14 protein-coding genes are annotated in these 14,401 nt (G+C 51.1%); 8 read left to right on the forward strand and 6 right to left on the reverse strand.

What is annotated here, in order from left to right; all coding sequences use genetic code 11:
- The first annotated feature begins 47 nt into the window (after positions 1–47).
- The 4 genes from ACAW75_RS04040 to ACAW75_RS04055 all read left to right on the forward strand — a co-directional run bounded on the left by ACAW75_RS04040 (position 48) and on the right by ACAW75_RS04055 (position 4,096).
- Complete coding sequence (locus ACAW75_RS04040) at positions 48–1,004, forward strand: isopenicillin N synthase family dioxygenase (protein ID WP_370727393.1); 957 nt, start codon at positions 48–50, stop codon at positions 1,002–1,004.
- A 65-nt stretch (positions 1,005–1,069) separates the two neighbouring features.
- Positions 1,070–2,269 (forward strand): chromate efflux transporter, encoded by a 1,200-nt coding sequence (chrA, locus tag ACAW75_RS04045; RefSeq protein WP_370727394.1) that lies wholly within the window; start codon positions 1,070–1,072, stop codon positions 2,267–2,269.
- A 10-nt stretch (positions 2,270–2,279) separates the two neighbouring features.
- Positions 2,280–3,755, forward strand: coding sequence for a M48 family metalloprotease (locus ACAW75_RS04050; RefSeq protein ID WP_370727395.1), 1,476 nt, complete (start codon positions 2,280–2,282; stop codon positions 3,753–3,755).
- Between the two features lie 98 nt (positions 3,756–3,853).
- Positions 3,854–4,096, forward strand: a complete 243-nt coding sequence (locus ACAW75_RS04055; RefSeq protein WP_370727396.1) for a hypothetical protein — start codon at positions 3,854–3,856, stop codon at positions 4,094–4,096.
- A 39-nt stretch (positions 4,097–4,135) separates the two neighbouring features.
- Here ACAW75_RS04055 and ACAW75_RS04060 read toward each other — a convergent pair whose 3' ends face one another.
- From ACAW75_RS04060 to ACAW75_RS04070, 3 genes are all read right to left on the reverse strand, one after another.
- Positions 4,136–6,196, reverse strand: a complete 2,061-nt coding sequence (locus tag ACAW75_RS04060; RefSeq protein ID WP_370727397.1) for an alpha-1,4-glucan--maltose-1-phosphate maltosyltransferase — start codon at positions 6,194–6,196, stop codon at positions 4,136–4,138.
- A 292-nt stretch (positions 6,197–6,488) separates the two neighbouring features.
- Positions 6,489–6,938 carry a hypothetical protein gene (locus ACAW75_RS04065; protein ID WP_370727398.1) on the reverse strand — a complete coding sequence of 150 codons (450 nt, stop codon included), beginning with the start codon at positions 6,936–6,938 and terminating at the stop codon, positions 6,489–6,491.
- Positions 6,939–7,454: 516 nt separating this feature from the next.
- On the reverse strand, positions 7,455–8,180 hold the full coding sequence (locus tag ACAW75_RS04070; RefSeq protein ID WP_370727613.1) for an NIPSNAP family protein: 726 nt from the start codon (positions 8,178–8,180) through the stop codon (positions 7,455–7,457).
- Between the two features lie 98 nt (positions 8,181–8,278).
- Here ACAW75_RS04070 and ACAW75_RS04075 point away from each other — a divergent pair, with 98 nt between their 5' ends.
- The 3 genes from ACAW75_RS04075 to ACAW75_RS04085 all read left to right on the forward strand — a co-directional run bounded on the left by ACAW75_RS04075 (position 8,279) and on the right by ACAW75_RS04085 (position 10,119).
- A complete protein-coding gene (locus tag ACAW75_RS04075; protein ID WP_370727399.1) occupies positions 8,279–8,638 on the forward strand; it encodes an HAD hydrolase-like protein in 360 nt (119 codons plus the stop codon).
- Positions 8,584–9,042, forward strand: coding sequence for an HAD family hydrolase (locus tag ACAW75_RS04080; protein WP_370727614.1), 459 nt, complete (start codon positions 8,584–8,586; stop codon positions 9,040–9,042). Before ACAW75_RS04075 ends, ACAW75_RS04080 begins: the two co-directional genes overlap by 55 nt.
- A 114-nt stretch (positions 9,043–9,156) precedes the next feature.
- Positions 9,157–10,119 (forward strand): alpha-E domain-containing protein, encoded by a 963-nt coding sequence (locus ACAW75_RS04085; protein WP_370727400.1) that lies wholly within the window; start codon positions 9,157–9,159, stop codon positions 10,117–10,119.
- Positions 10,120–10,192: 73 nt separating this feature from the next.
- Here the strand turns inward: ACAW75_RS04085 and ACAW75_RS04090 are convergent, their stop codons facing one another.
- The 3 genes from ACAW75_RS04090 to ruvC form a co-directional block, all read right to left on the reverse strand.
- A complete protein-coding gene (locus tag ACAW75_RS04090; protein WP_370727401.1) occupies positions 10,193–10,906 on the reverse strand; it encodes an EcsC family protein in 714 nt (237 codons plus the stop codon).
- A 31-nt stretch (positions 10,907–10,937) separates the two neighbouring features.
- Positions 10,938–12,359 (reverse strand): glycoside hydrolase family 125 protein, encoded by a 1,422-nt coding sequence (locus tag ACAW75_RS04095; RefSeq protein ID WP_370727402.1) that lies wholly within the window; start codon positions 12,357–12,359, stop codon positions 10,938–10,940.
- 460 nt (positions 12,360–12,819) lie between these two features.
- Positions 12,820–13,398, reverse strand: coding sequence for a crossover junction endodeoxyribonuclease RuvC (gene ruvC, locus ACAW75_RS04100; RefSeq protein ID WP_370727403.1), 579 nt, complete (start codon positions 13,396–13,398; stop codon positions 12,820–12,822).
- Between the two features lie 32 nt (positions 13,399–13,430).
- On the opposite strand from ruvC, the gene ACAW75_RS04105 reads away from it, so the two are divergent.
- Positions 13,431–14,393, forward strand: coding sequence for a lysylphosphatidylglycerol synthase domain-containing protein (locus tag ACAW75_RS04105; protein WP_370727404.1), 963 nt, complete (start codon positions 13,431–13,433; stop codon positions 14,391–14,393).
- Positions 14,394–14,401 lie beyond the last annotated feature (8 nt).

Consider the following 14,401-nt stretch of genomic DNA (forward strand, 5'->3'; position numbering starts at 1 on the left):
TAACGGCCGTTTTTGTAATTTTGCGCAGACAAACTTCGTCACCAACTATGACTGATTTATCAGAATACAACGAAATTCCCTCGCTTGATTTAGCGGATTTCACGTCAGGCGATCAGGCCCGTCGCAAGCAATTTGTGGAAGATCTGGGCAATGCTTTTACCAATATTGGGTTTGTTGCCATACAGAATCACGGCCTGACAGATGCCCTGACTAAAAACCTTTATTCGGCCGCTCAGTCTTTTTTTTCAGCACCAGACGACGTAAAGAAGCAATATGAGCACCCGGAGCTCAACGGGCAACGCGGGTATATCGGGAAGGGACGGGAAACAGCCAAAGGGTTCAAGGTGGCTGACCTGAAAGAATTCTATCATGTTGGACAACCCGAGCCGGAAGGTGAGATGCCAGCGAATATTTTGCCCGCCGAGTATCCCGACTTTGGCCAGTATACCATTGAAACGTATCGTATTCTTGAGCAAACGGGCAAGACGCTCCTACGCGCCATTGCGATCTATTTGAACCTGCCCGAAGATTACTTTGAACCCAGAGTCCGTAAGGGCGACAGCATTCTGCGGGCGCTTCACTATTTCCCGCTCGACCCTACAACAACGCCCGACGGGGCGGTTCGGGCTGCGGCTCACGGCGACATCAACCTGATCACGCTGTTAATGGGCGCCTCAGCGGATGGCCTTGAAGTACTGCGCCGCGACGGCAAATGGATCGCCATTACGGCCCTGCCCGACCAGATCATTGTTAATGTAGGAGACATGCTCGATCGGTTAACAAACCACCGGCTAAAGTCAACGATTCACCGGGTTGTGAATCCACCCAGAGAAAAGATGGGTACGTCGCGCTATTCGATCCCGTTTTTCATGCACCCCCGGGCCGACATGGACCTGACTAGCCTTGCCAGCTGCATCGATGCTGAAAATCCTAAACTCTATTCAGATATGACCGCTGGCGAGTTTCTCAACGAACGGCTGATGGAGCTAGGTCTTAAAAAATAGTCGCGATACGCTAACTTGCCAAAGATGTACTACCGGCAAGTTAGCTTATCTCAGCCCATCACCCGTTGAAACGCCCTTCTACCCTGACGCCCGTACGAAAAATTCGGCATATCATCTTTTTGAAAGATGTGCTGATTCTGGCTGTTACAACGTTTGGGGGGCCGCAGGTGCATTTAACCATGTTTCTCGACCTGCTTGTCAGTAAACGGCGCTATTTCACTGAAGCTGAACTGATGGAGCTCACCGCATTGTGCCAGTTGCTGCCCGGCCCAACCTCCACCCAGACCATCACAGCTCTGGGCTATAAGATCGGGGGACCCAATCTGGCCTATCTAACGCTGTTAATCTGGTGCTTACCGGCTACACTGGCCATGACCGCCGCTGCCATCGGCGTTTATTACATACAGATACATAACGGGTCACTGGCGTTTACGCGGTACATCCAGCCCATGGCTGTTGGTTTCCTGGTGGTGGCAGGTTATCGCATTGGCCGCAAGGTGATCCAGAATCAGACCGGCCTGGTGCTGGCTGTGCTGGCTGCGCTGGCTGCCTACGCGTTCAGGTCGCCTTACCTGACCCCCATCGTTATACTCATAGGTGGTCTGACAACCTCGTTGGCATACCGAAAACATGAGAAGATGACGCACCAACCCATGCAGATCCAGTGGGCCAATTTTGGGCTCTGGTTTGGTGTACTGGCTGGGGCAGCCATACTAGGCGCCGTTACCCAGTCATTGCCCGTTCGGTTGTTTGAAAATTTTTACCGGAACGGAAGCCTTGTTTTTGGCGGTGGCCAGGTACTGACGCCAATCCTGTACAACGAATTTGTGGCGTTTAAGCAGTACGTCACTCGCGAAGAGTTTCTCTCGGGATTGGGCTTAGTACAGGCCATGCCAGGGCCCGTATTTTCGTTTGCGTCCTATATTGGTACACTGGCCATGCGCACCGAGGGACTTCATGGTCAATTGTTAGGGAGTCTGGTCTCGACCGTTGGTATATTTCTGCCAGGTACGTTCCTCATCTTTTTTGTGTATCGATTCTGGGATCAACTCAAACGGCACCGGCCGGTTCGGGCCTCACTGGAAGGTATCAATGCGGCCAGTACGGGGTTAACAGCCGCTTCAGCTATAATCCTGTTTGAACCGATGGTGCCTCATTGGCCCTTTGTGGCCGTGGTGCTTGGCACCATATTATTACTTGAATTTACTAAGTTGCCCCCTTACACCCTCATTCTTGGTGGCCTTGGACTCGGCCTTATTTTGTAATAACTCCCTCATGACCTACTTTCCTACCCTTTCACGTGTGCTCATCGTGTCAATCGCGCTGACGCTCACAAATTGCGCCCGCAATCCGGTTACCGGCAAGCGTGAGCTCAGCATGATGTCGACCGAGCAGGAGATTGCCATCGGCAAAGAGTCGCATCCCTCTATTGTGGCTTCGATGGGCCTGTATGAAGATGCCCGGCTACAGGCCTTTATGAATGAGAAGGGTAAAGCGATGGCTGCCATTTCGCATAGACCTGAACTACCTTATCAATTCTACATTGTTGACTCTCCCATTGTAAACGCCTTTGCCGTACCGGGTGGGTACGTTTATTTCACCAGGGGGATTTTGGCGCATTTCAATAACGAAGCTGAATTTGCCGGAGTACTGGGTCATGAAATCGGCCACATCACGGCTAAGCACGCGGCACGCCAGCAAACCAGTCAGATCCTGACAACGGGAGGCGCGTTGCTGGGCGCCATTTTGCTCGATAAATCGGGCGGGCTGCTGGAATCAGCCATGCAGGGGGCCCAGTTATTGCAACTCAGCTACAGTCGGGCCCATGAGTCAGAATCGGATCAGATCGGGGTTGGCTACTCCAGTAAAATCGGGTATGACGCCAACAAAATGGCCGATTTCTTCGCCACCATTAAACGAATACAGGACAATTCGGGACAGAGTGTACCCAATATGTTATCGACTCACCCCGATCCGGGGAACCGTTATACCAAGGTGCATGAACTGGCTCGGGCTTATCAGCAACAGAATCCGGGCAATTACAAAGTAAATCGCGATACCTATTTACGGTTGATCGATGGCCTGCTGTTCGGCGACGATCCTAAGCAGGGGTTCGTTGAAAATAATATCTTTTACCACCCAGAACTACGGTTTCAGTTTCCGGTACCAGCCGGATGGCAGACACAGAACTCACCAAGTCAGTTCCAGATGGGGCCTAAAGACGGCAAGTCGTCGATGATCATGATGCTGGCGAAGGGAAGCTCGCTCGACGAAGCAGCCCAGACAATGGCTAAAGAGCTGGGTCTGAAAATACTGGAAAGCGGCAAACGGACCGTGAACGGCAACCAGGCACTGGTCGTCATTTCACAGCAAGTACCCCAACAGCAGCAAGGCCAGACGTCGCCACAGCAAACGGCCGCCAATACATTGCAGATCGGCACGTACCTGATTCAGTATAATAATGCCATCTATGCGTTGCATGGCCTCTCATCAGCGGCTGATTTCGAGAAGTCGTTCCCAACCTTTCGAACTGTGTCAGAAGGGTTCCGTTCACTCACGGATCCCGAAAAATTGACTCGTAAACCTGACCGTATTTACGTTCGCCAGGCACCGCGGGCAGGTACGTTCCGCGAGGTAATGACGAGTATGGGTATGACTGCCAGCCGAATTGACGAATTAGGGGTTGTCAATAGCCTGAAGGCCGACGACCCGGTCGAGAAGGGAACACTGCTTAAAATAATTGCCAAATAGTTGACTAACTGGCATTTGACTTAACAATATTTAGCTTGTCAGTAGAAAATATATACGACTGTCTGTTATTTTTGCGGTGACAACCCACAGGTAGTTGTATGAGTCGCGCCCCGCGTTTTTTCAGTGATCAGTCTTCCATTCGGTTGGCGGTAACGCTAGCGCTGAATGGACTATGTATTGCAGCGGCGATAGCGCTCCGGTATATGCTGCCCACTACGTTTCAGCGACCAACACTCAGTTTCCCAAACGTCGGTGATTTTAGTATCGCCAACTGGTTTGCCAACCGGCTTGCCGACATTGTTTCTCTCCTGTTTGAATTGCTTCGTCACTTCATTTACTAGAAAAGGCAGACCATCCGGCTGCCTTTTCTGGTCTTACCCCTACTCGATTCGGAAGAGGTGCATGGGCATGATGTAAGGATCCAGCTCCACGAAGTTCCATTCCCCTTGCCATGTGTACCGGTTCCCGGTCAACAGATCGTGTACGGTATAAGGCTGTTCCTGGCTAATACCCAGTTGCCATATAGGTACCTGCACTACACCCGCCCGCCGATTGTACGCATCCATATTCACAATAACCAACAGGCGGTTATCACCCGTCACTTTCAGATAAGCCAATAGGTGTTCATCATCCAGGCGGCAGAAAGTCAGGTTGTTCGTTTTCTGTAGGGCCGCATTCTCGCGACGAATCCGGTTTGTAAGACTGATCAGGTACGTCAACTTATTGGTACGATCCCAATCCCAATGCCGGATCTCGTATTTTTCTGAGTTCAGAAACTCCTCCTTATTCGGAACAGGCACATGCTCCATCAGTTCAAAGGATGGCCCGTATATGCCGTAATTGGCCGACAGGGTCGCTGCCAGGAAATAGCGGATCAGAAACTGGGGTTCATGACCCGACTGCAGGATACCCGGATTGATATCGTGAGTGGTAGGCCAGAAATTAGGTCGAAAATAGTGCCGCATCTCGCCCGCCGTTAGTTCGGTCATGTATTGTTGCAGTTCCGCCTTGTTGTTACGCCAGGTATAATACGTATACGAGTGTGCAAAGCCTACTTTAGCCAATTGCTGCATCACTTTAGGCTTTGTGAATGCCTCAGACAGAAACAGCATATCTGGATGGTGTGCTTTCACCTCAGCAATAACCCATTCCCAAAATTCAAACGGTTTGGTGTGGGGGTTGTCGACACGCACAATCCGAACGCCCCATTCAGCCCAGACGAGCAACACGCGTTTCAGCTCGAGCCAGAGGTTTTGCCAGTCGGTTGTTTCAAAATACACGGGGTAGATATCCTGATACTTTTTGGGCGGATTTTCAGCATATTGGATAGTACCATCGGGGCGTTTCTTGAACCATTCCGGATGTTCTCTGGCCCAGGGATGATCGGGTGAACACTGGATGGCAAGGTCCATGGCTACCTCCATGCCATGCCCTTTGGCAGCGTCAACCAGTTGTTTAAAGTCATCTATGGTGCCGAGTTCAGGGTGAATCGCATCATGCCCACCCTCTGCAGACCCGATGCCATACGGCACCCCCGGTTCACCGGGCAGGCAGGTTACCGAGTTGTTTTTCCCTTTGCGGTGGGCCATTCCAATGGGGTGAATAGGCGGCAAATACAACACGTCAAAACCCATTCCGGCAATACGCGGTAAAAGTTTTTCTACATCCCTGAACGTACCATGTACAGGTACGTTGCCAGGCCCCAGTTCACGGCTCGCCGATCGCGGGAACAGGCAGTACCACGTACTGAAATCAGCCGCTCGCCGATCAACCTCGACTTGCAGGTCGACCAGGTAGCGGGCCGGATGCTGCCGCTCAGGATACCGCTGCGCCCAAATCAGAAACTGGTCGCTTTCGGCCAGATGAACAGCCTCCTGGTAGGCGGCGTCATTTGTTAGTTCTGCCCCTTCCCGAAAAAGCGTAGCCGTTCGAATTAACGCTGCGGCGTCAGTGGCGTTGGCATTTGGACCGCCACCGGCACGGTGTGCCATTCCGTCGACCAGTACAGCGCCAGCCAACAATTCACTGCTTATCCGCTGGCCGTCGGCCACTTTCAGTTCAATTTCGTGTTGCCAGGAAGCAATATGATCCACCCACGCTTCAATAGTATATAGATATCGCCCGAGCTTATCGACGCTGAACGTACCTGACCAGCGATCATTCACTACCAAATGCATGGGAACCTCCTGCCATGTTTTTTCGGCTATGTGCCTATACAGCAGGCGGGCAGCCAGCCTATCATGGCCATCGGTAATGATATCTGCTTCAACTGGAATCGTATCGCCAATGATTGCTTTTATCGGGTACCGGCCGGGACGATCATACCCTGCATCTGTCTCCGGTGAAACGCGCTCGATCCGTACGCGCATCTGGCCTGGAATAACGGCTAGTTCCGTATCAATTTTAGGGTTTGATTTGGTTGTCGGGGTTTGTTTCTTCATAGGTAAGGAGTCGAATGAGGCACAAAAATAACGGGCCTCACCAGAGTTAAGCGACTACTGAATGGATAACTATATTCCTTCTCCATCGTTCAATTGCCTGTTGGTCTTCTGAACAGTAGCGTCAATTTATTGAATAGCCTACCACACGCTAGCTCGATCAGACGTGTATCCGTAAAGCAGTTGAAACAATAATTCCCCAGCCAACTATTTGATTGATAAGTCGACTGGGGAATTTTGTAGATAAGGTATATGTGCATCGTGACCGATGCAACAGGCCGTCTTACGAATAAGCTTATGCCTTGGGGCGACCAACTTTACCTGTCTTTTCAGATGGTTTGTTGAGCTTTAACATGTATCCTGTCAGGCCGTTGTCAAAATCGAACGGCGTAATCAGGAACGTGTATTTCTGGCCAACATAGTCCAGACCGTTCTTTTGCAGAATGATAGGCAACGAAATGCTATAACTCTTAGCGGCCTTCACTACCTCAAAAGCAGCAGAGTCAGACGCATCAGCAGGCACTAAATACAGAAGTTTGGCCGTCCGTTTACCAGCCTGTGCCCCAACTTTAAAAGCCATGTCACTAGGGTTTATTCCCAGCTGTTCCACCGTTTTATTTGGTAATACGATCTTACCAGTCGATGAGATATAGCCCGTCAGCGTGACTGGTTTTTTAGCCCGTTTTTTAGGAGCAACATCTGAATTTTCCGAAGGATTGAAGAAGCGGATTTCGCCAGTCTGCATAGTGTTAGGATTATATGTTCCCTGCAAACATACGCACTTAATACAGGTACGTCCAAAAAAATTTAACGTACAACCTATAATCGTCCGAAAGCGTATGGTTAACAGCGAGTCTATAAGGACTCACTTTTATTAGACGTATTGGCTAACGAGTTCCGGTTTAGTAAGCGCGACCGATTTCTTTTCGCAACAACTGGTTCGTATACATGGTAGTTACACTGCCAACAAAACGCAGTGACTAATCAGGCAATAAGCTAGGCCTCCCTAATTGATCATGCGATTAATCAATGTTATTTAGCTTATTGCCTGTAAGAAAATGCAAAAGAAATCGGCATTTTCCAGTAAAATATAGTCATGGATTATCGTGTATTTGCCTGTAAGTTTCCAAGTAACAACTAATTTTAACTGATTGACAATCAATTATCAATACATATTAATTAGTCAAAAATTAACCCAAGTATACTTAATACTTGGGTTAGCGGAGTCAGGCCGAATGAATGATCCGTATCACAACCTGTCTTATTGGATCGGCGAATAATCGGTTGGTTTCATATATACAGATTCTACTTTCACCGTTAATGGCCCATCTTTTTCAGACGCTGCTTTCACTTTTTCCCAGACAGGATCTTTACGGAACAAGTCGAAATTTGCTTTTCCCTCCGCTTCACTCGGGTGCGCCAGAATGTAGACCAGTTTAGGTTGAGCATCGTCTTTTTCAGCTGTCAACCAGTAGCCGATGTGTTCCATACCGTGCGTTGTGAAGAGTTTTTTGGTATGATCCCGGAAACGGGTGAGCAGATTAGGCAGTTTACCCGGCTGGGCTGTGTAGGTACGTAACTCAAAAGTGCGCATTGGCGATTTTTTCATTGGTTTAATCACCGGCGACAAGTCTGACTCCGTCATGAAATACGAGTCAACTTTCTCCACCAATTTGCCATTCGCTTCGGTTTTGGCTACCACCGCCCGCCAGGCAGGATCAGCACCAAAATGTTTCCATGAGGTGTCACGGGCTGCTTTGCTTGGATAGGCGAGAATATAAATCAATTCTTTACGGCTCGTATCTGTTGGCGTCCAGTAGCCAACATTTTCCATTCCATGCTTTTCAAATAATTTAGTGGTATACTGTCGAAAGCGGTCGACTATGGCCTCGTATTTACCAGGGGTTGGGTGGTAAACCCGTACTTCGTAGTATTTCGTAGATGGGCTTTGTGCATAAACGGCAGCATGCTGACAGCAAATGGCCATCAGGGTACTGACAAAAAGGAGCGTCAAACGGCTTTTTTTCATGGGATAATTCTAGCAGAGTTTAGCCAAAAAAGCAGACACTTTCTACGATTATACTGATGGCTGTAAAAGATAATTACCTGTTTGATGCCCAACCTACAGGCAGTCTGGCGAACAATTGGCAGTCCGACAGACTTATCCATGGCATGAGCAAGTCAAGACGAGCACTGTACCTGATCTTCGATATGGATGGTACACTCATTGATAGTGATCCGACCCACAAAGCGACCTATAAACAGTTTTTTGCCCGTTATGAGATCAACGTAACCGGTGCCGACTTCAAGGACCACCTATCTGGACGAATGAACCCGGATATTCTAACTTATTTTTTCAGCCAGAAAGGAGAAAACTTTCCAAGGAGCAGATCAGGGCGCTTACCCATGAGAAAGAGACGCTCTTTCAACAATTATATGCCCTAAAGATCGCACCAGTCAGTGGCCTTGCAGCCTTTTTGCGAGCTGTGAAAGAAGCCGGCATGCCAACGGCCCTGGCTACTTCGGCTCCGCAGATGAATGTAGATTTCGTCTTCGATAAGCCGGGTATCCGGTCCTATTTCCAGACGGTGATCACCGATGCCGACGTACCTGCCGGCAAACCCGACCCAGCTGTAGTCAAAATTGCCGCTGAACGATTACCGGCCCCTGCATCGAGATGTGTGGTCTTTGACGATTCGGCAAAAGGTGTCGATGCAGCTCAACGGGCCGACATGGCCCTTGTTGGCCTTACCGTCAGTCACGAACCTGAAGCAACTGAAAAAGCCGATCTGGTAATTGATGATTACACCCAGGTCAACCTCGATCATATTTTTAGCCTGATCAGGTAAGCGCTTGCCTAAGATGCAGGGCTCGTACCGGCGCGGCTTTTAATAAAAATGCTTGTTTCGGCCTGTAGGGGGGTTATTTTTGAGAAATCTATACGTTAATCCCCCGCTAACACCATGCTCAGCCGCGTTGCTAACTCAATCTACTGGATGAATCGTTACATTGAACGGGCCGAAAATTACGCTCGCTTCATGAGCGTGAACTTCAACCTTGCGCTCGATCTTCCGCCAAACGTTGTTCCTCAATGGGAACCGCTGCTGATCGCAACGGCCAACAACTATGGTTTCTACGAGCATTACCAGGAGGCAACGCGCGACAACGTGATCGAATATATGACCTTCGATAAGCGGAACCCCAGTTCGATTGTATCAAGTCTGAATTTTGCCCGTGAAAATGCCCGAACAGTTCGCGAGACTATTTCGCGGGAGATGTGGGAGAAGCTGAACGAGTTGTACCACATGGTACAGGGAACGGGCAATCATGCCGACTGGTCGCTGGGTCAGACGCAGGATTTTTTTACGGAGATCAGCTACGGGGCGCAACTTTTTTATGGGATCATCGACGCCACCATCACCCGCAACGAGGCCTGGCATTTTGCCCGCGTTGGCCGTTTCACGGAACGAGCCGACAAAACTACCCGCTTCCTGGACGTGAAATATTTCACGTTGCTCCCAGCCGATAAGTCGGCCAGCACCACGCTCGATCTGGTTATCTGGGCGGCTGTCCTGAAGTCAGTATCGGCCTATAATATGTTCCGGCAGCAGTACCGTAGTCTCACGCCGGCCAATATTGTGGAGTTCTTATTATTGGATAAACTTTTTCCCCGTGCAGCCGCTCATTGTATCCGTCAGGCTGAGTTGTCGCTGTATGAGATCTCAGGTACGGCCGTTACGCAGGGCTTTGGCAATGGGGCCGAGCGGGCTATCAGCAAACTGCGCAGCGACCTTGAATTCACCATCGTTGATGATATTTTCCAGACCGGTCTGCACGAATTTCTCGACAATTTCCAGACCCGGACCAATGATATAGGTACGGCGATCTACAAAACTTATTTCGACCTGAAAACGGTAGAGGCCTGAAGACACCCTTTCTGTGACCGATTACGACTGCGATGCTGAATCAACCTCGCAGCCGTAGCCGGTCACAGAAACGCTATGCTAAACGCATACGGTAGGCCATCATGGCTACCTCACCTAATTCATCGAGCAGTCTCCAGTTCGCCACCACGCCCACAATGGCGCCAATTCCGGGTACCAGCTGGAGCATCTTGGCCAGATCGATATAATCCCGGTATTCCTGCTGAAAGGTTAGCCAGTCAAATTGGTGTATATCCTCGGGTAACGTCTGGGCATAGGTGGCCCATTGCTCCATCTGCGCAAACAGCTCCTGACGACGGCTCTGACTGGAAAAAGCAAGCTGGAAAATGTGCAGCATGTACAACCGCTCCCGGTAATCCGACACATCGTACCCATACAGGGCTGCGATGTCGTACAACATTTTCATTTTCAGGCTGAGCAACAGCGGGAAATCGGTGAGCCCAACCAGAAAACCAGCCGCCCCCGTCAGCCCGCCCTCCGCAGCGCCTACGCGCTTGTACCAGGCTATCCGGTTATAAACCGCCGACTCGCGTTCATCGAGCAACCGATTGGCCACCGGTGTCGGGGCAGTAAATTCAGACCCGACCAACACAGCGCGTGTCATGTGCTTGATGGCACCCGTAATGACGGCATGCACCCGGTTGGGGATGAGCCGGTTTATCCGGGTTTGCCACGATTTAGCCAGCCGGTTTGTCAGCGACGGTTTACGGCGCATCTTCTCCGACCAGCGGGCAACTTCTTGCTGGGCAGTCTGTTCGTAGGGTGTCATACGCTACATAACCCGAATTTGAGGGTGAGCCTTATACAGACAGCAGCTCTCGCCGCTCGTTGAACGTTTTCAGTACGAACTCGCCAAAGATGGTGTTGGCCCAGGCAAACCACTTCCTGGTAAACTTACTGGCATCATCTTTATGAAACGACTCGTGCATAAACCCGGTCCCCGCGTTGCTGTGTTGCAACATCTGCAGGCATTGTTTAATCTCGGCCGGACTGGTACTCGTCATTCCCCGAATGATGATGCTCAATGGCCAGATCATATCTATGCCTGCATGAGGGCCGCCAATACCTTCGCCTGCTTTCCCTTTGAAAAAGAAGGGATTATCCTCGCTCAATAACATTTTACGAGTATTCTGATAAACCGGGTCGCTGACGGGCATTGCGCCCAGATAAGGCATGGCGAGCAGGCTGGGTACGTTCGCATCGTCCATCAGGTTGTAGGAGCCATATCCATTCACTTCGTAGGCATACACCTTTCCATAGCGTGGGTGTGTAGTCACGGCATGTTGTTTTAGGGCAGCGTCTACTTCGTTAGCGAGCGTGCGGGCCTCAGTCGCCAATGCAGCATTGGCCTTCAACACAGTCAGGAGCTCGGTCATTTGCCGAAGTGACGTTACGGCAAAGAAATTCGACGGAATCAGGTAGGGATAGATCGTTGCATCGTCGCTGGGACGAAACATAGAACAGATCAGTCCGTTTGGCCGGGCCGGGTAGCCATAACCTCCGAGGGGTACGCCATCTGTAGCCCAGGACGTGCGTCGCTCAAATTTGTAGGGGCCTTTTCCGTTCCTGCGTTGTTGCTCGCGAAACGTCTGCACCACCAGCCGCATCGCCTCCTGCCAGTTGGCATCAAACGGCGTTGTGTCGCCGGTGTGTTTCCAGTAATAGTAAGCGAGTCGAATAGGGTAGCACAGGCTATCGATCTCCCATTTCCGCTCGTGTAGCCCCGGTTTCATGTCCGTGACATCGTTCTTCCATTCACCCGTTGTGGTCTGTTCTTTATAAAATGCATTCGCATACGGGTCGAAGCGAATACAACGGGCCTGACGGGCGATAACGCCGGCAATCAGTTGTTGCAACGGCTTATCCTGCGCCATCAGCGGCAGGTAAGGCCAGATCTGCGCCGTTGAATCACGTAGCCACATGGCGTCAATGTCGCCGGTGATCACGTAGGTATCGGGCTTGCCGTCGAGTTGTGAGTGGTCAACGGTTGTGTCGAGCGTATTAGGAAAGCAGTTCTCGAAGAGCCAGGCCAGCTCTGGGTTCTTTATCCCATTCTTGACGGCCAAAATTGTCTTTTCAACTGCATCAGAACGGAAATTCCGCTTACCGACCGGCACCCGGACCGCTGGATAATCAGTGTTTGCCAGCCCCAGTGCTACCTGACCTGTGGCCAGGGTAACAGTGGTCAACGAAGCAGTACGAATAAATGTTCTTCTTTGCATATGAATTACTACCCGGTATGTTCACCAACTGCGAGTGTCTATTAGTTTAGTCTGGTCATGGCCTCCATCAGCATCGCTCCGGTGGCTGGAGCGGCGGGTTCGACCGCTACCTGCGCAAGGTAACGAACCAATACCGCTTTGAATACCCCCCCGTCACCGTTTCCTTCAGCTTTAACTAACCCGGAAGGGGTCAGAACGGGTCAGCGCGTGTAACGACAGCCGTCTTCATGGCTTCGTCCAGGTACGTGCGCGGATGGGTCGCCAGGCCGCCCCGATCATTAGCCCCTGGTTATAAGTAGACGCAGCTACCAAAGGCTTGTTTTTATACATCGGTAAAGACCCTGTTGAGGCAACGTATCCCCGCCTGCCGGACAGGAATTTGACTTTTTACCGATGGGCACGAAAAAAGCAGCCACTCCCGACAGAAATGGCTGCTCTGGTATATCTCAACAAGGTATCACTAGACAATCCGGCTTTCATTTTCGCTGACGAACGCACCCCAGGCCCCTTTTTTCGTCTTTTTGGTTGATCGAACAGGCAGCGCATTCTCGTGAAAATGGTGGCAAATGGCAATTGCCAATGCATCTGTTGCGTCGAAAAACTCAGGATTCAGCTCCACCTGTAATAAGTTGGCAACCATGTGGGACACCTGCTCTTTAGCGGCATTTCCATTACCTGTAACCGATTGTTTCACGCGCCGGGGCGCGTATTCAACAATCGGAATACCGCGCGATAACGCCGCGGCCATGACCACGCCCTGGGCGCGGCCCAGTTTCAGCATCACCTGCACATTTTTACCAAAGAACGGATCTTCGATAGCCATTTCATCGGGCTTATGCTCTTCGATGAGCCGGTGCATGGTCTCGTGCAGTTTCTGCAGCTTCAACTGGTGCGTCGTATATTTGGAGAGGTTAATGACCCCATATTGCAGCATCCGCATTACTCCCGACCGAACTACGATGACGCCGTAGCCGGCAATCACAGTGCCGGGGTCAACACCTAGGATGATTTTTTCAGTAACGGGAGTTTTAGCGGCCATATGTGCAAAGTAACGCTTTCGGAACGGTTTACATGCCCGACATATCCAAAAAAATCACGTTATGGGCTAAAGCAGCTACATTTTGTTGCCTTATCGGCTTCATTGGCTGGACGTTGCGACAACAGACCTTTCGCTGGGAAGATGCCGGTCAACCGCTGCTTTCCACCAATTGGCAGTCGGGCTGGCTGATCCTGCTGGTGCTGCTGACACCACTTAACTGGTCGCTGGAAGCGTTGAAATGGCAATGGCTCATCCAGCGATTAACGCCCCTCACCTTCTCAGACGCACTCGATGGGGTATTGGCAGGGCTATCGCTGAGCATGGCCTTACCCGGACCAGTTGGCGACACGGCCGGCAGGGCCCTCTCGATCCGATCGGGGCACCGAACCCAGTCGATGGGGGCGGCGGTGGTGGCGGGTGGCATGCAGTTTTACGTGGCTATTGTTGTTGGCTCGGCTGCCTGGGCAACGTACCTGAACAACGTCCCCGCCCGCAACGCAAGCGCAAGCCAGGTACTCCTTTATCTGCTGGTCGGGCTGAGCCTGCTAGGGGTGGTACTTAATTTTTACCGAGCCCGATTCATCAACTGGTCGGCACGCTGGCCGTTACTGGGCAGGTACGTTGCCTGGTGGCAACTTATTGGTCAGTATAGCCATACCGACATGGTAACCGTATTTGGGTTGGCACTGCTCCGGCACCTTACGTTTTCACTACAGTTGTACGGCGCATTCCGGCTCTACGGCGTCTCGCTGGCAGCGGGTGATCTGGCGGCAGGTATCGGCGTAATTTTTTTGGTCAAGACCGTCACGCCGGCTTTCAACTGGTTGAGCGATCTGGGTGTTCGGGAAGCGGCGGCCCTGTGGGTGTTTGCCCCATATGCGCTGCCGGCCCCTTCCCTACTGGCGGCCACACTTACCCTTTGGCTGGTCAATATTGGCCTTCCTGTGATGGTCGGTCTGGTATCGCTCTGGCGTCTTCGTAGCGTCAATCGGTGAAGGCTATA

The sequence above is a fragment of the Fibrella arboris genome (genome assembly GCF_041321095.1).
GTDB lineage: Bacteria > Bacteroidota > Bacteroidia > Cytophagales > Spirosomataceae > Fibrella > Fibrella arboris.